Raw genomic sequence first — 19074 nt, 5'->3', positions numbered from 1 at the left:
CGGGTGCATGGCAGCAGTCGCCCGGGACCACGAGCCGCCCGCCGTTCCCGCGACCGTGGCCGTCGTCCTGGCCCCGGTGTCGTTCTACCTCGGCCTGTTCCTGCCCGCCGAGGGGACCGCGAAGCACCTCGTGCTCGGGACCGTCTTCGCCGTCGTCGGGGTGCTGTGCGGATGGCGCGCGATCCGCATCGCCGGACGTCGGCGAGCGGTGCGCGTGTGGTCGTGGATCGGCGGCGTCGTGTGCCTGCTCAGCCTCGTGATGCTCTACTGGCAGGTCCTCGTGCTCGTCACCGGAGGGGCGTTCCCGCCGCCGTTCTGGTCGCCTTACGCGAACCGCTGACGGTCGCGCCGCGGCGCGCGGCGCCCTCGCCGACCCGAGTCTCGTGGTGAGCGACGTTCCTCGGGCTCCGGAGCCCGAGATCGGTCGCCCAGCGCGAGTCTCGCGCCAGCCCGACCGAGTCTCGCGCCAGCCCGACGCGCCCACCCACCGGCCGGGAGGCACGGGTCGTGCCCGCACCGCGCCTCCCGGCCGGTCCGTGGTCACCACACGGACACGCGACCGCGTCGAACCTGCGGCGCGCGACACGGAAATGCGACCGCGTCGAACCTGCGGCGCGCGACACGGACACGCGACCGCGTCGACCTGCAGCGCGCCACAAGGGTGCGCTGCGCGCGCCCGCGTCCGGTCACCAGCCGAACGTGCCCGCCCCGCCCTTGAACGGACCGACGACCTCCGAGGTGATCCAGCCGCCGTAGAAGTCACCCTCCTGGGCCTGGACGACCTCGCCGCCGACCTCGCAGGAGTCCATCGCCGACGGGTAGATCGCGACCCGGTCCCGCAGTTGCTCGTAGCCCGGCTCCGGTGTCGGGTAGTTCCACGCCGCGCGCGGGGCCACGGCGCCGCCACCCCGCACGTCGAAGTACCGCGCACGCCCCTTGAACTCGCACATGCTCGAGCCCTCCGCCGGCACGAGCGCCCCGTCCACGAGGTCGGCGACGGGCAGGTAGTACACCGGCGGGTGCGAGGTCTCGAGGACCCGAACGGCGTCGGTCGTGTCCGCGACGACGACGCCGCCGAGCCGGACGACGACACGCTTCGACACGGGTTCGACGGCGGGCGGGCGGGGGTAGTCCCAGACCGACTCCTGGCCGGGCCCCGGTTCGATCCGCTGTGGTCTGCGCATGCCCCCGTTCTACCGCCGACGGTCCGGAGTCCGCCGAGAGGTGCAGAGTGGGCGGATGACATCGACGTCACCACGCGCGACCCTGTTCCGCCGGAAGCCCATCGACACGATCGAGGACGAGGCCGGCAGCGAGGGCGGCCTGAAGCGACACCTCGGTCTCTGGCAGCTCACCGCGATCGGCATCGGCGGGATCATCGGCGCGGGCATCTTCACCCTCGCCGGCACCGTCGCGCACGGGGTCGCAGGCCCCGCGGTGCTCATCTCGTTCCTCGTGGCCGGGGTCGCGAGCGCCGCGGCAGCGCTGTCGTACGCCGAGTTCGCCGGGCTCATCCCGAAGGCCGGCAGCGCCTACACGTACGGGTACGCGGTGCTCGGCGAGATCGTCGGGTGGTTCATCGGCTGGGACCTGCTGCTCGAGTACACCGCGATCGTGGCCGTCGTCGCGATCGGGATCTCCGGGTACGTCGGGTTCCTCGTCGGTCAGTTCGGCGTGGACCTGCCCGCCTGGATGCTCGGTGCGCCAGGTACCGGCGACGGGCACGTGATCGACGTGTTCGCGATCATCCTCTGCCTGCTGACGGCGTTCGTCCTCACCCGGGGCATCCGGAGCGCCGCGCGGTTCGAGCTCGTCGCCGTGGGCATCAAGGTCGGGCTCGTCGTGCTCATCGTCGTGCTCGGCGTGTTCCACATCAACAGCGCGAACTACCAGCCGTACTTCCCGTTCGGGTTCGGCGGTGTGATGACCGGTGCCGCGACGGTGTTCTTCGCCGTGTTCGGCTACGACGCCATGTCCACCGCAGCCGAGGAGTCCGTCGACGCCCGGAAGCACATGCCGAAGGCGATCCTGCTGTCCCTCGGCATCGCGATGGTCCTCTACGTCCTCGCGACGCTCGTGCTCACCGGCATGCAGAAGTACACGGACATCGACCCGGCCTCGGGGTTCTCGTCGGCGTTCGCGTCGGTCGGGCTCGGCGGGGTGGCGAACGTCATCGCGATCGGCGCCATCGTCGGCATCATCACCGTGCTGCTGACGTTCATGCTCGGCGCGTCCCGGGTGTGGTTCTCGATGAGCCGCGACGGCCTCATGCCGAAGTGGTTCGCGCACACCGACCCGAAGCGGCACGTCCCGACCCGCGTCACGTGGATCATCGGCATCGCGGCGGCGGTCCTCGCGGGCCTGCTGCCGATCAGCATCGTCGCGGAGCTCACGAACATCGGCATCCTGCTCGCGTTCGTCGTGGTGTGCTCGGCCGTGATCGTGCTGCGCTACCGGCAGCCGGACCTGCCGCGGACCTTCAAGCTCCCGTTCATGCCGGTCATCCCCGCGATCGGGGTCATCGCGTCGCTGTGGCTCGTCACGTTCCTGCAGTGGGAGACGTGGGTGCGGTTCGCGATCTGGTTCGCGATCGGGCTCGGGGTCTACCTCGGGTACTCGCGGAAGCACAGCAAGCTGGCGGCGTCCGAGGGCGTCAAGAGCCAGTAGTCCGCAAATCGTAGGTTCGGTTGACTCCCGAGGGGCGCGGCCCGTTCGTCCGCGCCGCTCACGCGCGCCGCTCGTCCGGGCCGCTCGCGCGCCGTTCGTCCGCGCACCGCGGATGACGGGCCCGGGCCGCGTCGGGGAGCGCCGACCGACCTACGCTGCTGCCGGAGGACAGCATGACCAAGGCGGACCCGAAGGAACATGAGACGAGCGACGACTTCGACGTCATCGTCTCGACGACGCTGCACCCGGACGACGAGCACGTGATCGGTGAGGCACTGGACGGCGACTTCATCGCCTCCCGCCAGCGCCCGGGGTCGGAACGCAGCGGGTCGTAGCCACGCGCGGGTGGCGCGCGGGTCAGCCCTCGCGCCGGTGCTTGCCCTGCGCCGCCGCCGGGTCGGCCATCGGGTGCGACCGGAACCACCGCAGGAGCTCCCGCGACCGACTCCGGTCCGCGCTCCGGTCCCCCTCGGGCAGGAAGTCGCTGAAGCCCTCGGGCGGCTCGGTGCCGTGGTCGCCGCGGTCGTACGCCATCGACCACTCCGGGAAGCGCCGGGTGTGGATCGCCTCCTCCGCGAGCAGCACCACGCTGTCGTGCCGGTCGTCGTCGAGGATCCGCCGGTAGGTCGCCATCACCGCGTCGTACGGTCCCTCGAGGAGCTGCATGAACCGGCCACCCCGAGCGACGAGGAGCCCGGTGAGCCCGTCCGCCGTGTTCCGGGAGCGGGCGTGCTCGAGCACGGCGTCGAGTTCGGTGTCGTCGAACCGGGTCGTGGCCGAGCTCATGTACACGAGGGACTGCAGCATGCCGTCGATCCTGCCCGCATCCGCGGACGGCCGCTCGCCCCAGAACGGGACGGGTCGCGTCGGCGCTGCCATACGGTGCGAGGTCGTGCGCACGGTGCGAGGTCGTTCCCTCGCACCGTGTGAACAACCTCACACCGAGCGCGGCACCGCGGAGGGCCGTTCGCCCCCGAACGGGACGTCGGTGGGTACTGGCACGATTGACGGGTGCCAGCCGCCCCGATGATCGACGCCATCGACGTCATCCGCTTCGTCGGACCGCAGGCGTTCGGGCGCGCCCGCGACGTCGTCCGCGCGGGCCTGGTCGAGGACGCCACGTGGCACGACGACGACGGCACGGTCACCGCGTCGGTCTCCGGCACCGCCGACGACCCGTACGACGTCCGCATCGAGACCACCCCGGCCCGCGGCGAGTTCATCCGACCGGTCCGCAGCTCGTGCTCCTGCCCGCTCGGCGGCGACTGCAAGCACGTCGCGGCGGCGCTCCTGACCGTCAACGCCCGCTCCCTCGCAGCGGCCGCCGGTCCGAAGACGCAGGCCCCGGCTCCGCCGGCCCCGGACTGGAGGCACGAGGTCGCCCGCCTCGCCGGTGACACCGAGCAGGCGGTCGCGCCGCAGGGCACCCCCATGGGGTTGCAGTTCGAGTTGCGTGACGCGGTCACGGCGCGCTTCGCCGCGCGGGCGCGTGCGGCCGGTCGGTCGCTGCCCGCGGCGTCGCGGACGGTGCGGCTCGGCGTGCGGCCGGTCACCCGGAGCGACGCCGGCAACTGGGTCCGGGGGCAGCTGACCTGGAGCACGCTGCCGTACTCGCAGAACCGGCTCGGGCTCACGCCGGAGCAGCACGCGTGGTTCCTCCAGCTCGCCGCACTCCACCGCGCCGGGGCGCTGGCGGGGCTGCCGGGCGAGAGCGACTGGATCCACCTCGACGACTTCCAGAGTCCACTGCTCTGGCCGCTGCTCCGGCAGGCCGACGGGCTCGGGGTCGCGTTCGTCACCGGCAAGCAGGCCGGCGGCGTGACACTCGGGTCCGAGGCCCGGGTGCTGCTCGACACCGCGCGCTCCGAGGGCGGCCTCGTGATCGGTGCGAGCGCGGTCATCGACGGGCGTCCGGTCGTCGCCGGGGCCGCGCGGACCATCGGCGACCACGGCGTCTACGCCTTCCGCGAGAGCCCGGCGTTCCAGGTCTCGCTCGCCCCCACCCCGGAGCCGGTGCCCGAGGACCAGCGACGCATGCTCGTCGAGGGCGCCCGCATCACCGTGCCCGAGGCCGAGGTCGCCGAGTTCCTCGCCGATTGGTCCCCTCGGCTCCGCGGCGCCCGCGGGCTCGTCAGTTCGGACGGGTCGGTGGAGCTGCCCGAGCGCGGCACCCCCGAGCTCGTGCTGACGGCCACGTTCGAGCCCGCGCGGGCACCACGGACGGACGACCGCGTGCACCTGCAGTGGCGGTGGCACGTCGACGGCCGGAAGGACCCGGCAGCGCTGCACGGTCCCCTCCCCGACCTCACCGAGGTCCGCGCCGCCGACGACGCCCCCATCGGCCCCGGCGGCGGACTCGACTGGTTCGCCGACGGGGTCGTGGACGGGGCCGACGTCGCGGTGTTCGCGAACGAGCTGCTCCCCCAGCTGGTCGCGCACGGTGTCCGCACGGTCGTGCAGGGCGAGCGCCTCGACTACGAGCGCTTGAGCGGTCGGCCGAACATCCGCGTCACGACGATGCCGTCGGAGAAGCACGACTGGTTCGACCTCGGGATCATCGTGAGCGTGAACGGCAAGGAGATCCCGTTCACGCCGCTGCTCCGTGCGCTCGCGGGGCGTGCTCGGCGGCTCAAGCTCATCGACAACTCGTACCTGTCCCTCGCCGACCCGGCGTTCGACCGGCTCAAGGAGCTCATCGACGAGGCGCGCGACCTCGGCGAGTGGGAGCCCGACCAGCCGATGACGGTCACCCCGCTGCAGGCCGGGCTCTGGTCCGAGTTCGACCAGCTCGCCGACGAGACCTCCCACGACGAACGGTGGCAGGCCATCGCCGCGGGGCTGCTCGGTGCGACCCCGCCCGCCGACACCCCCGTGCCGGACACGGTGCAGGCCGAACTCCGGCCGTACCAGCACGCCGGGTACGCGTGGCTGTCGTTCCTCCGGTCGCACGGCGTCGGCGGCGTGCTGGCCGACGACATGGGCCTCGGCAAGACGCTCCAGGTCCTCGCCATGATCGCCGCGGCCAGGGCAGAGGCACCGTCCGGCGCACCGTTCCTCGTCGTCGCGCCGACCTCGGTCGTCGGGAACTGGGCGTCCGAAGCAGCTCGGTTCGTCCCGTCACTGCGCGTGTCGACCGTGACGTCGACGTCGTTGAAGGACCCGACGCTCGTCGCCCGAACGGCCGCCGAGTCCGACGTCGTCGTGACCTCGTACGCCCTGCTCCGGCTCGACGCCCCGGCGTGGTCGGAGCAGTCGTGGTCCGCGCTCGTGCTCGACGAGGCGCAGTTCGTGAAGAACCCGCAGTCGCAGGTCCACCGCGTCGTGACGGACCTCAGCGCTCCCGTGAAGTTCGCGATCACGGGGACGCCGCTCGAGAACGGCCTGACCGACCTCTGGGCGCTGTTCCACGTCGTGGCCCCGGGGCTGCTGTCCTCGTGGACGCGGTTCGGCGACGACTACGTGAAGCCGCTCGGCTCACCGGACCTCCGCGGCGACGCCCGTCGGCAGCTCACCGAGCGACTCCGGCGTCGCATCCGACCGCTCATGCTCCGGCGGACGAAGGAGAGCGTCGCGGCCGACCTCCCGCCGAAGCAGGAGCAGGTCGTCCGGGTGACGCTCGACCCGGCGCACCGCGAGCTCTACGAACGCACGCTCAACCGCGAACGCCTCAAGGTCCTCGACCTCATCGACGACCTGCCCCGCAACCGCATGATCGTGTTCCGGTCCCTGACGCTCCTCCGGATGCTCGCGCTCTCCCCCGCCCTCGTGCCGACCGCGGCACCGTCGGGCGAACTCGACGCGCCCGCCGAGATCTCGGACATCCCCGCCGCGAAGCTCGACCTGCTGCTCGACGAACTCGACCAGCTCGCCGCCGAAGGTCGTCGCGCGCTCGTGTTCAGCCAGTTCACCTCGTTCCTCCGGATCGTCGCCGAGGCACTCGACGCCCGCGGCCTCGGCTACGAGTACCTCGACGGGTCGACGCGCCGGAGGCCCGAGGTCATCGACCGCTTCCGGAACGGCACCGCTCCCGCGTTCCTCATCTCGCTCAAGGCCGGGGGCTTCGGCCTCACCCTGACCGAGGCCGACACGGTGTTCGTCCTCGACCCGTGGTGGAACCCCGCCGCCGAGAACCAGGCCGTCGACCGCACGCACCGCATCGGCCAGACCCGCTCCGTGAACGTGAACCGCCTCATCGCAGAGGACACCATCGAGGAGAAGGTGCTCGCCCTCGCCGCGAAGAAGGCCGAGCTGTTCGCCACGATGATCGACGATGACGCGCTGTTCGCGGACGACCTGTCCGCCGACGACATCCGGTCCCTGCTCGCCTGACCCCGGCCCGCGCACCGTCCTCTGCGCCACAGCCCCACAGCACCACCTGGAGTCCCGTCCCCCATGCCGTCCCGCCGCCGCGCCCGCACCAGCGCGACCTCCGTGTTCCTCGTCCTCGGTCTCGCGATCGCGGGGTACGCCCTCCACTCCGCCGGTCTGCTGCCGCCCGCGCAGGCCGACGACGCCGCGACCAGCGGACCGGACGCGACCAGCGACCCCGGACCGGGCAGCACCGCCAGCGCGAGTGGCGCGTCGGAGCCGAGCCGTGCCTCCAGTCCGGACCCCGACGCGGCAGCGTCACTGCGTCTGCTCGCGACCCTGCCGGTCAAGGGGAAGGCGCCGGCGACCGGCTACGACCGCACGGCTCAGTTCGGCACGGCGTGGCTCGACGTCGACCACAACGGCTGCGACACGAGGAACGACGTGCTCGCCCGCGACCTCACGGCGGTCGTCCGGCAGGGGCCGTGCAGGGTGATGACGGGTACGCTCGTGTCGCCGTACACCGGCGGGTCGATCGCGTTCACCCGCGGACAGACGACGTCGACCGAGGTGCAGATCGACCACGTCGTCGCACTCGAGAACGCCTGGCGGACGGGCGCGCAGCAGTTGTCGCAGACCTCGCGGGAGGCCCTCGCCAACGACCCGGCGAACCTCTTCGCCGTCGACCAGCACTCGAACGCCCAGAAGCGCTCCGGCGACGCCGCGACGTGGCTGCCGGCGGCGAAGGGGTTCCGCTGCACCTACGTCGGGCACCAGGTCATGGTGAAGGCGAAGTACCGCCTGTGGGTGACGCCCGCCGAGCGCGACGCCATGATCCGGGTGCTCGACCGCTGCTGACGCGCTTCAGCCGCCCGCGGCCAGTGCACCCGCCGCGACTGCCCACCAGTACCCGAGCACCGCTCCCGCCGGCAGCGCGAGCACACCGAGGCCCAGCGCACGCCGGAGCAACCGACGCCGAGCGGTCGCGGCCGCGATGTCCCGCTCGAGCCGCTCGAACCGCTGCACGTGCCGCAGGGTGTCGTGGACGACGACGGCGTCGACGTGCCAGGTGCCACGCTCCTCGGCGAGCATCGAGAGGTACCGGACGGCTTCCGGGGAGTGCACCCGGGGCAGTCCGGCGATCCACGCGCCGACCTGCGAGGGCTCGAGCGTCACCGCTGCCGGGGGCTTGTCGCCGAAGCGGAGCCGTTCCGCAGCGACGACGATCACGGGCTGCACGGGGATCGGTCCGCCGGCGGCCGCGGAGAGCAGCGCCGTCGCCCGCTCGCCCTCCTGGAGTGCCCGGTGCATGTGCGGCGTCCGGTGACCGTCGACGAGCAGGGTCCGCCCGCCCACCCAGACGGTGTGTCCGGAGTGGTTCTTCGTGTTGATCGAGAACACGCCGGTCGGGCCGACCACCACGTGGTCGATGTCGGTCGACCGCCTGCCGACCGGCACCGCGTGCAGGACCGTGTACTCCGGGCCCAGTGCCTCGAGTTCCGCCGCCACTTGCCGCTCACCCAGCGCACCCTTGTACCAGGAAGCGGCCTCGGCACGCAGTGGGTCCGCGCCCGTGAACCGCTGCCACCGGGTCAGCCCCGGGCCCTCTGCCTGGATCGCGAGGCACTCCTGCATGACCGCGTACCCGGGCTTCCGCGCTCGGAGCGTCGGCTTCGCGGCGCCGCGCGCCGTGGTCGTCGTGTGTTCCCCCATGCAACGACCTTCCCAGGGGTCCACCAGCCCGCGCGCACCCCACTTCTGGGGATCACTCATCTCCGTCGAGGTTCATATAGACAACATGTGTAGTCTTACTCGCGATGCAGACGCATCGTACGGACTCGCTGCCCGCGCCGGGCGCGGACCCCGAGCCCTTCACCGCCGAAGACCTCAGGAGGCCCCCATGTCCACCAGCCGATTCACCGACCGCGTCGTCCTCATCACCGGCGGCGGCTCCGGCCTCGGTCGCGCCACCGCCGTCCGACTCGCGTCCGAGGGCGCCGCGCTCTCCCTCGTGGACGTCTCCGCCGAGGGCCTCGAGGCCACCAAGGCCGCCGTCCTCGAGGTCGCCCCCAACGCCGACGTCCTCACCACCGTCGCCGACGTCTCCGATGAGTCGCAGGTCGACGCGTACGTCCTCGACACGACCGAGCACTTCGGCCGCATCGACGGCTTCTTCAACAACGCCGGCATCGAGGGCAAGCAGAACCCGACCGAGTCCTTCACCGCGGCGGAGTTCGACAAGGTCGTGTCGATCAACCTCCGCGGCGTGTTCCTCGGCCTCGAGAAGGTGCTCGGCGTCATGCGCGAGCAGGGCTCGGGCATGGTCGTCAACACCGCCAGCGTCGGCGGCATCCGCGGCATCGGCAACCAGTCCGGCTACGCCGCAGCCAAGCACGGCGTCGTCGGCCTCACCCGCAACTCCGCAGTCGAGTACGGCCAGTACGGCATCCGCATCAACGCCATCGCTCCCGGCGCGATCTGGACGCCGATGGTCGAGAACTCGATGAAGCAGATCAACCCCACGGACCCGCGTGCAGCCGCCGAGGAGTTCATCCAGGTCAACCCGACCAAGCGCTACGGCGAGGCCCCCGAGATCGCCGCGGTCGTCGCGTTCCTGCTCTCCGACGACGCCTCCTACGTCAACGCCACCGTCGTGCCGATCGACGGCGGGCAGTCCGCCAAGTACTGAGCGCGCGTCACGCGCAGCAGGCAACCGCCTGGAGGCGCGGCTCGGCTCCAACGTGTCCGCCGACCGTGACAGCATGGTCGGCGGACACACCGGAGGGGAACGCATGAGCACCAACGAGCAGCACCGGTCGGCCTTCGGCCGCGGCGTCGACAAGGCGCCGCCGACCGCGGCCGCGGAACTCCGACGGCGGATGGCGGCCTCGCCCGCGGGGTTCCTGCGGAGCGCAGCCTGGGTCCCGTGGAAGCCGGAAGGCACTCCGGCCGGCGGCAGCGTCGCGCACGTGGTGATCCGCGAAAAGCCGTTCGTCCCCGTGTTCACCGACCCCGCGGACCTCGCTGCCGGCCTGCCCGACACCGAGGGACGCCCGGTGCCGATGCACGAGCTCGTGACCGCGCTCCCGAACGAGTTCGGGATCGTGGTCGACCCGACGAGTGCGGCGGACGCGAACTTCCTGCACGCCGACATCCTCGCCGAGATGCGGGAGCAGATGCGGGGCGGCGTCCCGACCGACGACGACGCCTGACGTCTGCAGCCAGCGACGCCCTCCCAGTTCTGGGGATCCCTCAGTACCTGGCCATCACGCCACGATGGAGCAGCAGCGAGAGGGGCGCACATGGCGTTGGGCGGACCGGGACCGAGGGACTGGTCGCCGTCGGGGTCGAACGACGCACCACCGACCCGGCGATCGACCTCGCGTCCCCTGTACGCGCCGTCACCGCTGCTCACCGCTGCTCGGCCCGCTCCCCAGACCCGTCCGTGGGCGTACGCCGCGCTCTCGATGGTGCTCGGGACGGGAAGCGTCGTCCTCGCGGTCGCCGCACCGCAACACGACGGAGTCGCGAGCGGCTTCATCGTCTCCACCGTCGGCATCAGCGCGATCGTCTTCGGCGTGCACGCCGTGCGTCGAGCCCGCTGGGGATCAGCCGCGTCGCGGGCGTTCGGACGTGGCGGATCGTTCCTCGGCGGGCTCGGCACGGTCCTGATGCTGTACGGGCTCCTCGCCTTCGCCCTCACCGGGATCGGCGTCACGCTGCCGGCGTTGTCCCCGCCGTCGGTGGGAGTGGACCTGAGCGAGTCGGCACCCGAGTCGCTCATGCCGACCACCACCGCATCTGCACCTGCACCGACCGCTCCGCGGACCCCGTCGGCCGCTCCTTCCGAGCAGTCGAGCGCCGCAGTGCCGGTACCGGCCATCGAGGAGCCGGCATCCGGGACAGCCGACCAGGAGCGCAGTGCTCTCGCGCAGTCCGCTGGCACCCTCGCGTTCACCATGCGGCAGCACTACGGCGCAGGCCCGTACCCCGCGCAGCTCCTCCGTGCTGAGGATCCCGGGCGACTGACGACCTCGGACGGCGTGGTCCTCGCGCCACTCCCCGAGGCCACCCGGGTGGTCTACTCCGTCGCTCCCGACGGGTCGGCCTGGTCGATCACACTGGTGGGCTCGTCGTACGGCTCGGTGGTCACCTACAGCTCGACGATCGGTACCGTGCAGTCCGGCTGACCCACGTCCTGGGCGTTCTCGGGGAGGCTCGGCCGTGCGCTGCCGGAGGGTGGCAGGCTGCGCTCATGGCCGAGATGCTGACCGTCCCCCAAGCGTTCGCGCTGCTCCAACTCGAGCCCGACGGCCGCAAGGCCACCGATGTGCAGACGCTCGACCTCGGGCTCGCCGGAGCAGTCCTCGCCGACCTCGCCCTGCGCGGTTCCGTCTCCCTCCGCGACGGACTGGTCACGGTCGTCGACGGATCGGCCACCGGCGACACCGTCCTGGACGAGACCGTCGGCACCATCGCAGCGTCGGGGACGCCGCGGAAGGCGAAGTGGTGGGTGCAACGCCTCGGGAAGCGCCCGCTGCGTGACGCGGTCCTCGCGGGTCTGACCGAACGGGGCCTCCTGTCGGTCGAGCAGGGCAAGGCGCTCGGGATCTTCCCCACCACCAAGTACCCGGAGCGAGACGGCGGGCCCGAGGCCCTCGTGCGTTCGGCGATCGCGGACGTGCTCGCCCGTCGGAGTGAGCCGACCCCGTTCGCCGCAGCCGTCATCGGCCTGTTGGGCGCCACGAGTACGCTCCGCAAGCAGTTCGGCAAGGTGGACCGGGACCTCGTCACGGAGATCAGCTCGGGAGCATGGGCGAGCCCGGCGGTCAAGGCCGTGCTCGAGGAGATCCAGATGGCCGCGATCCTCGCGACGGTCGCTGCCAGCACGGCGGCGACCACCTCGGTCATCGCCTCGAGTTGACCGGCGCAGGACGCCCCGTTGCGGCGCGACGCCGACGCCGACGCCGACGCGACCGGCCGAGCACTGTCAGCGGCGCTGGCCGTCCACCTTCGCTGAACCAGCCACGGGCTCGACGAGCTCGATGAACCGCGACAGCAGTGACAGTCCGGCGATCGACGGCGGCAGCCCCGTGGTGAGCGCCGGCGAGTACACGAGGTACGCCGCCCACTTCGCCCGCGACAGCGCCACGTTCAACCGGTTCGGCATGAGCAGGAAGTCGAGCCCACGCGGGATGTCGGCAGCGCTGGACGCCGCGAGGGACACGATCGACACGACCGCCTCGCGCCCCTGGAACATGTCGACCGTGCCGACCTGGGTGCCGGAGAGTCCGGCGCGGTCGAGCTCCTGGCGGATGAGCGTGCCCTGTGCGTTGTACGGCGCGACGACGATGACGTCCTCGTCCGTCAGTGCCCGCGCACCGGCGTCGTCCGTCCACGACCGGCCGATCACGTCGCGGGCGAGGGCGACCACGCGCGCGGCTTCCTCAGCGGACGACGTGGTGTTGCCCGCGTGCAGGACCGGCACCGGGTGCACGCCCGCGTCGATGCCGTCGAGGTGCCGTCCGGACGCCATCGATGACAGCTGCCCGTCGTAGGAGAGCGACGACACCGAGGCCGTGAGCGCCGGCTCCATCCGCCGGGTCCGCGCCAGGAAGTAGCCGAACTCCGGCGGCAGCACGTGTTCGCCGTCGGTCAACCAGCCGAGCGCCGAGACGTCGACCGGCTCCGGGTGCGACCCCTGCGACACCTGGGGCAACTGCTGCGGATCGCCGAGCAGGAGCAGTCGGGTCGCGGCGATCGAGGACGCGATCGTCGGCGCGAGCGAGAACTGCCCCGCTTCGTCGACCACGAGCAGGTCGAGGGAGCGCCGTGGGATCGTGCCCTCGTTCGCGAACGTCCACGCGGTCCCGCCGACGACGCCCCCGGTGCCGGTCTCGGCGCAGGACGACAGGAACGCGGCGACCGCGGCGTTGTTCTTCACCGGCGTCCACGCCGCGGCGTCGACGTCCTCGGCGTCCGCACCCGAGCGCGGCACCTTCACGACCCGGTCGGCGGGCACCCCGGCAGCAACGACCGCGGCGAGGAAGTTCTCCGAGGTCGCGTGCGACTGCCCGACGACCCCGACGCGCCAGCCGTACTCGCGGACGAGTCGGGCGACGACGTTCGACCCGACGTAGGTCTTGCCCGTGCCGGGAGGCCCCTGGATCGCCAGGGAGGAACGGTCGAGGCCGAGCAGCGTCGTCACCACCGCCGACACCGTGTCGTCGCCCTGCATGGGCGCGATGGGTCCGCGCGGCGGCACCCGGCGGAGCAGGTCGAACGCGGGATCGGGCAGCATCGACGGCAGGGCGTCGAGGACCTCCTGGCCCCACTCGGCGATCGCCTCGGGCTGCGGCTTGGCCCTCGGCGGCGCTGCGGGAGCGAGTGCGACCGGGAAGTCGTGGTGGGGCTCCCCTCCGCCGACCGGCAGGCTCTCCTTCACGACCACCTCGAAGGCGTCACCGTTGTCGAACGCCTCCAGCACGACCGCGCGAGCCGACGCGCCCTTCGACCCCGGCGCCGGAGCGGCGACCGACGGCGGGAGTGGGTCATCGTAGACGAGGTGTGGCGTGCCTCCAGGCCGGATCCGCGAGCCGGGCGCGAGCGTCCCCGACAACCGGATCTCCCGTGACTGTGACCGGGCGCGCGGCTGCGTGCCCCAGTCGCGATCGACCGACGCCCGCTCGACCACGAGCACGTCGCGCGTGTCCGCCCAGTCGTCCACGGGGTTGCGGAGGCGGTCGAAGTGGTCCTGCCAGAAGGTCTTGGCCTCGCGGCGGTGGTAGTCGATCGCGGCTGCGGCGAGCGCCAGCGCCTGCTGGTCGGGCGTCCGGTCGAGGGCGTCGACACCCTCGACGGAGGCGGCGAGCGCCGTGTAGACCGGGTTCGGTTCACGATCGACGGGGATCGGCGGCAGCAACTCGGCCGGTTCGTCGACGCTCGGAGCCGGCGCCTGCGCGCGCAACGACAGCAACCAGTCGCGGAGCCGCAGCGTCGAGCGGCAGTCGTAGGCGTTGTAGTCGGCGACCTCGTCGAGCATGTGCTGCCCGGCCGCGGCGTCCCCGTTGCGGAGCTCCTCGATCGCGTCGACGTAGGCGGTGATGCTGTCGGCGGCGTTCGTGACGTCGCTCTGTCGCAGATCGGATCCCATGTAGAGCGGCTCGAGCTTCTTGATGGAGTAGCTGTGGCTGCCGACCACGAGGGCCTTGCGCACGATCGGGTACAGGTCGACGAGGACGCCCGCACGCAGGAGGTCGTCGACCGCGTCCTCCCCCACCCCGTGCCGGGCGGCGAGGGACAGCAGGTGCGTCCGCTCGTACGCCGCGTAGTGGTAGATGTGCATGTCCGGGTACTGCTCGCGGCGGACCCGGACGAACTCGAGGAAGTCGGCCAGCGCCTGTCGCTCGTCGCGGAGCGTGTGCGCCCAGAACGCCGTGAAGCGGGCCTCGGGGTCGACGAGGCCGAAGAGGTAGTCGATCCCCCAGTGCACGCCGTCCTCGGTGTACAGCGGGTCGCCCTCGAAGTCGAAGAACACGTCTCCCGGGTCCGGAGCCGGGATCGCGTCGAGTGCGCGCGGGTCCGCCACCTCGAAGACGGGCGCGCGGCCGACGGAGGCTTCGGACTCGATCTGGAGGCACGCCTGACGCACCAGCCGGTCCTGCGTCGATCGCGACATCGCCGGCACGGCCGCGGTGCGGTCCGCCAGGTCGTCAATCGTCCGCACCCCGGCACGGATGAGCTTCGTCCGCTGGTCGAGGCGCATGCCCGCGACGAGCACGAGGTCGCGGTGGTCGGCGACCTGGGTCGAGCAGATCGGGCAGCGGCCGCAGCTGCTGTAGCGCGGGTCGCCCCAGGCCAGCTCCTCGTCGGCTGCCATCCGCTCGGCGATCACCCGCTGGAGTTCGGCGCGCTGGGTCCGGTACACGGGCGCGATGTCGGCGAGGTCGTGGGTGGTGGTGCTGCGGTCGCCGAGGACGAGGTGGACCTGCCGCCCGGTCGGGATGCCGTGCGCCTGCATCTGCTCGGCGTAGGCGGCGAGCTGCAGGAGCGCACTGATCTTGGCGTGGCGGGCGAGTTTGGTGTCGTAGACCTCGTACTCGCCGTCTGCGTTGCGGATGATGAAGTCGGCGAAGCCGATGAAGCCCGGCGCACCTGGTGCCGGCGGTCGGTGGAACGTCGGCTGGTACAGCACGTCGGCGCCGGTGCGCATCGTCTCGAGCGCTGCCTGTGCTGCTGCGGCGTACCCGGCGGGCTCGGGCCGGTCGAACTCGACGACCTCTTGCGTCTTCTTGAGGATGTCGAGGTAGTCGAGCTCGTGCTGATCACCGAGCCGGGCGGTCCGTTCGAGCATGTCGTCGTGGACCTCGGGCAGGGGCTCTCCGCGGCCGAGCTTGGCGTCGAGGCGTCGGAGGAACGCCCACTCGCAGGCCGCCCACGTCGACAGGTCGCTCGGGCTGAGCAGGACGCTGCCGTCGGTGGTGATCTGCATGCGGGTCCCCCGGTCTCTCGTGGTGCTCTGCGAGCCTAGGGGCGGCCCCCGACACACTCGTCTTCGCCGTTCATCCGCACGAACCGCGCCCCCTCGTACCCGTCCCGCGACACCCATGCCGTGAAGTCCGCGAGCGACCGCACCCAGTGCCCCCGCTCCCCGTACAGCGCCTGGTACACGACCACGGGTTGCTCGGTCTCGACGTCCTTCGCCACGAGGACCACCTCGTACTCCCCACCCTTGAAGTGCCGGTAGCGCCCAGGCGTCACGGACGCCGACGCCGACGCTGACTCCGGCAGCAGCGACTCGAGCAACGCCGACACCCGCCGCTTGATGTCGTCGCGGATAGCCCGCACCTCCTCGATGTCCTTGCCTGCCGGGTCGGTCAGCTCCCAGTCCTCGTACCGCTTCCCGGGGAACACCGGACACGCGTCGCCGCACCCCATCGTGATGACCGCGTCCGAGGCCTGCACGTCTGAGGTCGACAGCAGCTGCGGCACCGCCCCGGTGATGTCGATCCCTTCCTCCGCCATCGCCGCGACAGCCACGGGGTTGATCTGCGAGCCCGGTTCGCTCCCTCCGGAGAGCACCCGCACCCGGTCCCCGCCGAGCGCCCGCGCGTACCCGGCTGCCATCTGGGACCGCCCGGCGTTGTGGACGCAGACGAACAGGACTGTGGGGACGTCGATCATGGGGACCAGCCTGCACCACGTCACGCGGCGTCACGACCGTTCCGGACGAGGACGAGCAGACGTACCGTCCTGCCATGACCGTCGTCTCGGCCGTCGCCGTCCTCGTGGGTGTACTCGCCGTCGCCACCGTGCTCGGCCTCGTCCTCCGGAGCAGGAGCGGCCGCGCGCGCATCACCAACAAGTCGACCAGCACCACCGCCCACGGCATCGCCCCCGCCGAGGCGTTCGGCACCCGCGCCACCCTCGTCCAGTTCTCCACCCCAACGTGCGCCCGCTGCCCCGGCACCCGCCGCCAGCTCGACGCCCTCGCCGCCCGGCACGACGGGGTCGAACGCCTCGAGATCGACGTCGCCGAGCGAACCGAGGTCGCGACCCGCTACAACGTCCTCCAAACCCCGACGGTCCTGCTCGTCGACGCCGACCGCACCGTCCGCACCCGCTTCGGCGGCCCACCCCGTCCCGCGGAACTCTCCGCAGCCCTCGCGACCGTCCTCCAGGAGGCACCCGCATGAGCGACACCACGCCCGGCATCGACCCACGCTCCCCGCGCTTCGGCGCCGCGATCACGACCGTCCTCCTCGCGGCGACGATCGTCCTCACGCTGATCCCGGCGACCTACACCGTCGGCATCGTCCTGCTCGCCGTCATCGTCGTGTTCTTCGCCGTCGGAGGCTTCGGCGGCATTCGACGCCACCCCTACGGCGCGCTCTTCCGCCGCTTCGTCCGCCCGCGCCTCGCCCCGCCCGCCGAACTCGAGGCCCCGGAGCCCCCGACCTTCGCCCAGCAGGTCGGCCTGTTCGTGACCGCCGTCGCGCTCCTCCTCGCCCTGGTCGGTGTTCCGTACGCCGCACCCGTCGGCGCCGCCGTCGCCCTCGTCGCCGCGTTCCTCAACGCGGTCTTCGACGTCTGCATCGGCTGCATCCTCTACGTGTGGCTGGTCCGCGCGGGCGTCCTCCGTCCGCGACGCACCACCGCCTGACGGCGGACGAGCGGCCGGGAGGCACAGCTCACCTCCGCCAGGCACACCTCGCTTCAGGAGAAACTGCCTTTCACTCTTTACGGTGCATCACGCAATGTGCTTTCATTGCCGCATGCCGAGCTCGACCGCTTCCCCACGCTCCGATCGCGCCGACGCGTTCGCGCTCGTCCGGAGCCAAGCAGCGGCGATGCCCGCGGGGATGCGGACGATCGCCGAGACCGTGCTCGGCGACCCCCGCGCCACCGCAGCCGGCAACGCCGCCGACCTCGCACTCCGTGCCGGTGTCAGCGCGGCGAGCGTGTCCCGGTTCGCCCGCCACCTCGGATACGACAGCTACGCCGAACTCCAACGCAGCATGACCCGCGCGCTCGAGCGGAGCGACCACGAGCGGCGTGAGACCGAGATCCACGCCGGCGTCGCGGTCGACGACGACGTCGCGACCGTGATCGCGAAGGTCACGGAGGACGTCCGCACGGTGATGAGCGACACCCGCGCGGCGCTCGACCCGACCGCCCTCGAGCTCGCGGCGGTCGCGGTCAGCGAGGCCCGACGCGTCGTCCTCTACGGCGTCGGCGCCAGCGGGGTCGTCGCCCGCGACCTGCACCTCAAACTCGAACGCATCGGCATCACCAGCTCGATCGCGGACGACCCGCACAACGCGCTGACGCTCGCGAGCGTGCTCGGCCGGAGCGACGTCCTCGTCATCACCAGCCACTCCGGCACGACGACCGAGGCGCTCGAGGTCGCCGCCGAGGCATCGGCCCAGGGCGCCATCGTGATCGCCCTCACCGGGCGGGCGTCCTCGCCGCTGACCCGGTACGCCGACCACGTCCTGCTCGGCGTGTCCGGCGCCGAGAGCGACCTCCGACCCGCAGCGATGGGCAGCCGGATGAGCCAGCTCGCCATCGTCGACGCCCTCTTCATCGTCGTCGCCCAGCGCACCGACGAGACCTCCCAGCCGCTGCTCGCCCGCAGCCGCACCGCCGTCCGCACCCACCACCGGAGCTGAAGCACCATGACGACCGATCTCCGAGACGAACTCCGGACCCTCACCACCGAAGCGGCGGACGCCTCCCTCTCAGACATCGACACGATCTCGACGCTCGACGCCGCCCGACGCATGAACGCGCTCGACCGCAGCGTGCCCCTGGCGGTCGAGCCGTGCCTCCCGGCCATCGCCCGAGCCGCCGACCTGATCGCCGATGCGTTCGCGCGGGGCGGCCGTCTCGTCTACGTCGGAGCCGGCACGCCGGGCCGACTCGGCGTGCTCGACGCCAGTGAGTGCCCACCCACCTTCGGTACCGACCCGAGCCAGGTCGTCGGCGTGATCGCCGGCGGACCGGTCGCGCTCACCACCGCGGTCGAGGGTGCCGAGGACGACGAGGACGCCGCCGTGCGCGACCTCGACGACCTCGGCCTCGCACCGGAGGACGTGGTCGTCGGGATCAGCGCGTCCGGCAGGACGCCCTACGTCGTCGCCGCCGTCCGGGAGGCACGGCGCCGCTCCGCCACGACCGTCGCGGTGGCGTGCAACGCCGACTCGGCCGCGGGGCGGGAGGCCGACGTCGCCATCGACGTGGTGGTCGGCCCCGAGTTCATCGCCGGGTCGACCCGGCTCAAGGCCGGCACCGCACAGAAGCTCGTCCTCAACATGCTCACGACGCTCGCGATGGTGCGCAGCAACAAGACCTTCGGCAACCGCATGGTGGACGTCCGCGCGACGAACGACAAGCTCGTCGCGCGCGCGTTCTCCCTCGTGCAGGACATCACCGGCGCGGCTGACGCCGACGTCTCGACCGCGCTCTCGGAGTCCGACGGAGAGGTCAAGACCGCTGTCGCGATCATCCTCACCGGCTCGTCCGCCGAGGACGCCCGCACGCGGCTGTCCGATGCCGGTGGCTCGCTTCGAGCCGTCATCTGACCAACCACCCGATCCC

At 72.0% G+C, this 19074-nt stretch carries 18 protein-coding genes and 1 pseudogene; 13 read left to right on the top strand and 6 right to left on the bottom strand.

Translation table 11 applies throughout. The features are described from left to right. The first annotated feature begins 7 nt into the window (after positions 1-7). Positions 8-340, top strand: a complete 333-nt coding sequence (locus ACRQ4C_RS06835) for a hypothetical protein (protein ID WP_290132186.1) — start codon at positions 8-10, stop codon at positions 338-340. A 346-nt stretch (positions 341-686) separates the two neighbouring features. On the opposite strand, the gene ACRQ4C_RS06830 is transcribed toward ACRQ4C_RS06835, so the two are convergent. Then, positions 687-1184 carry a DUF427 domain-containing protein gene (locus ACRQ4C_RS06830; protein WP_439690599.1) on the bottom strand — a complete coding sequence of 166 codons (498 nt, stop codon included), beginning with the start codon at positions 1182-1184 and terminating at the stop codon, positions 687-689. A gap of 55 nt (positions 1185-1239) precedes the next feature. Between ACRQ4C_RS06830 and ACRQ4C_RS06825 the strand changes: the two genes are divergently transcribed. Together ACRQ4C_RS06825 and ACRQ4C_RS06820 are read left to right on the top strand one after the other, a co-directional pair. Beyond that, complete coding sequence (locus tag ACRQ4C_RS06825; protein ID WP_439690598.1) at positions 1240-2667, top strand: amino acid permease; 1428 nt, start codon at positions 1240-1242, stop codon at positions 2665-2667. A 173-nt stretch (positions 2668-2840) separates the two neighbouring features. Further along, positions 2841-3002 carry a hypothetical protein gene (locus tag ACRQ4C_RS06820; protein ID WP_290132189.1) on the top strand — a complete coding sequence of 54 codons (162 nt, stop codon included), beginning with the start codon at positions 2841-2843 and terminating at the stop codon, positions 3000-3002. Positions 3003-3024: 22 nt separating this feature from the next. Here ACRQ4C_RS06820 and ACRQ4C_RS06815 read toward each other — a convergent pair whose 3' ends face one another. Continuing rightward, positions 3025-3474 carry a BLUF domain-containing protein gene (locus ACRQ4C_RS06815; protein WP_439690597.1) on the bottom strand — a complete coding sequence of 150 codons (450 nt, stop codon included), beginning with the start codon at positions 3472-3474 and terminating at the stop codon, positions 3025-3027. 204 nt (positions 3475-3678) lie between these two features. Between ACRQ4C_RS06815 and ACRQ4C_RS06810 the strand changes: the two genes are divergently transcribed. Together ACRQ4C_RS06810 and ACRQ4C_RS06805 are read left to right on the top strand one after the other, a co-directional pair. Further along, positions 3679-6996: a DEAD/DEAH box helicase gene (locus ACRQ4C_RS06810; RefSeq protein ID WP_439690596.1), complete on the top strand. Its 3318-nt coding sequence runs from the start codon at positions 3679-3681 to the stop codon at positions 6994-6996. Between the two features lie 63 nt (positions 6997-7059). Further along, complete coding sequence (locus tag ACRQ4C_RS06805) at positions 7060-7833, top strand: HNH endonuclease family protein (protein ID WP_439690595.1); 774 nt, start codon at positions 7060-7062, stop codon at positions 7831-7833. A 6-nt stretch (positions 7834-7839) separates the two neighbouring features. Here the strand turns inward: ACRQ4C_RS06805 and ACRQ4C_RS06800 are convergent, their stop codons facing one another. Beyond that, on the bottom strand, positions 7840-8688 hold the full coding sequence (locus ACRQ4C_RS06800) for a nuclease-related domain-containing protein (RefSeq protein WP_439690594.1): 849 nt from the start codon (positions 8686-8688) through the stop codon (positions 7840-7842). Positions 8689-8875: 187 nt separating this feature from the next. Here ACRQ4C_RS06800 and ACRQ4C_RS06795 point away from each other — a divergent pair, with 187 nt between their 5' ends. The 4 genes from ACRQ4C_RS06795 (at position 8876) to ACRQ4C_RS06780 (ending at position 11899) form a co-directional block, all read left to right on the top strand. Beyond that, positions 8876-9664: an SDR family oxidoreductase gene (locus ACRQ4C_RS06795; protein ID WP_439690593.1), complete on the top strand. Its 789-nt coding sequence runs from the start codon at positions 8876-8878 to the stop codon at positions 9662-9664. 103 nt (positions 9665-9767) lie between these two features. Next, a complete protein-coding gene (locus tag ACRQ4C_RS06790) occupies positions 9768-10187 on the top strand; it encodes an SseB family protein (protein ID WP_439690592.1) in 420 nt (139 codons plus the stop codon). 90 nt (positions 10188-10277) lie between these two features. Further along, on the top strand, positions 10278-11165 hold the full coding sequence (locus ACRQ4C_RS06785; RefSeq protein ID WP_439690591.1) for a hypothetical protein: 888 nt from the start codon (positions 10278-10280) through the stop codon (positions 11163-11165). 65 nt (positions 11166-11230) lie between these two features. Continuing rightward, entirely contained in the window at positions 11231-11899 is a 669-nt protein-coding gene (locus ACRQ4C_RS06780) for a GOLPH3/VPS74 family protein (RefSeq protein ID WP_439690590.1), read from the top strand. Between the two features lie 66 nt (positions 11900-11965). On the opposite strand, the gene ACRQ4C_RS06775 is transcribed toward ACRQ4C_RS06780, so the two are convergent. From ACRQ4C_RS06775 to ACRQ4C_RS06765, 3 genes and pseudogenes are all read right to left on the bottom strand, one after another. Continuing rightward, positions 11966-15466 carry a TM0106 family RecB-like putative nuclease gene (locus ACRQ4C_RS06775; RefSeq protein WP_439690589.1) on the bottom strand — a complete coding sequence of 1167 codons (3501 nt, stop codon included), beginning with the start codon at positions 15464-15466 and terminating at the stop codon, positions 11966-11968. A 35-nt stretch (positions 15467-15501) separates the two neighbouring features. Beyond that, positions 15502-15735, bottom strand: coding sequence for a DUF1653 domain-containing protein (locus ACRQ4C_RS06770; RefSeq protein WP_439690881.1), 234 nt, complete (start codon positions 15733-15735; stop codon positions 15502-15504). Between the two features lie 24 nt (positions 15736-15759). Further along, a pseudogene (locus tag ACRQ4C_RS06765) lies at positions 15760-16158 on the bottom strand (arsenate reductase ArsC); the annotation flags it as partial. A gap of 74 nt (positions 16159-16232) precedes the next feature. Between ACRQ4C_RS06765 and ACRQ4C_RS06760 the strand changes: the two are divergent. From ACRQ4C_RS06760 to murQ, 4 genes are all read left to right on the top strand, one after another. Next, positions 16233-16670, top strand: a complete 438-nt coding sequence (locus ACRQ4C_RS06760) for a TlpA family protein disulfide reductase (protein WP_439690588.1) — start codon at positions 16233-16235, stop codon at positions 16668-16670. Continuing rightward, positions 16667-17137 carry a DUF4395 domain-containing protein gene (locus tag ACRQ4C_RS06755; RefSeq protein ID WP_439690587.1) on the top strand — a complete coding sequence of 157 codons (471 nt, stop codon included), beginning with the start codon at positions 16667-16669 and terminating at the stop codon, positions 17135-17137. Before ACRQ4C_RS06760 ends, ACRQ4C_RS06755 begins: the two co-directional genes overlap by 4 nt. Positions 17138-17249: 112 nt before the next feature. Then, complete coding sequence (locus ACRQ4C_RS06750) at positions 17250-18146, top strand: MurR/RpiR family transcriptional regulator (protein ID WP_439690586.1); 897 nt, start codon at positions 17250-17252, stop codon at positions 18144-18146. A gap of 6 nt (positions 18147-18152) precedes the next feature. Next, on the top strand, positions 18153-19058 hold the full coding sequence (gene murQ, locus ACRQ4C_RS06745; RefSeq protein WP_439690585.1) for an N-acetylmuramic acid 6-phosphate etherase: 906 nt from the start codon (positions 18153-18155) through the stop codon (positions 19056-19058). Positions 19059-19074: the final 16 nt, after the last annotated feature.

The sequence above is a fragment of the Curtobacterium sp. SP.BCp genome (assembly GCF_051903255.1).
GTDB lineage: Bacteria > Actinomycetota > Actinomycetes > Actinomycetales > Microbacteriaceae > Curtobacterium.
The sequence above is the reverse complement of the archived record's forward strand: the minus strand, read 5'-3'. Positions and strand labels throughout refer to the sequence as shown.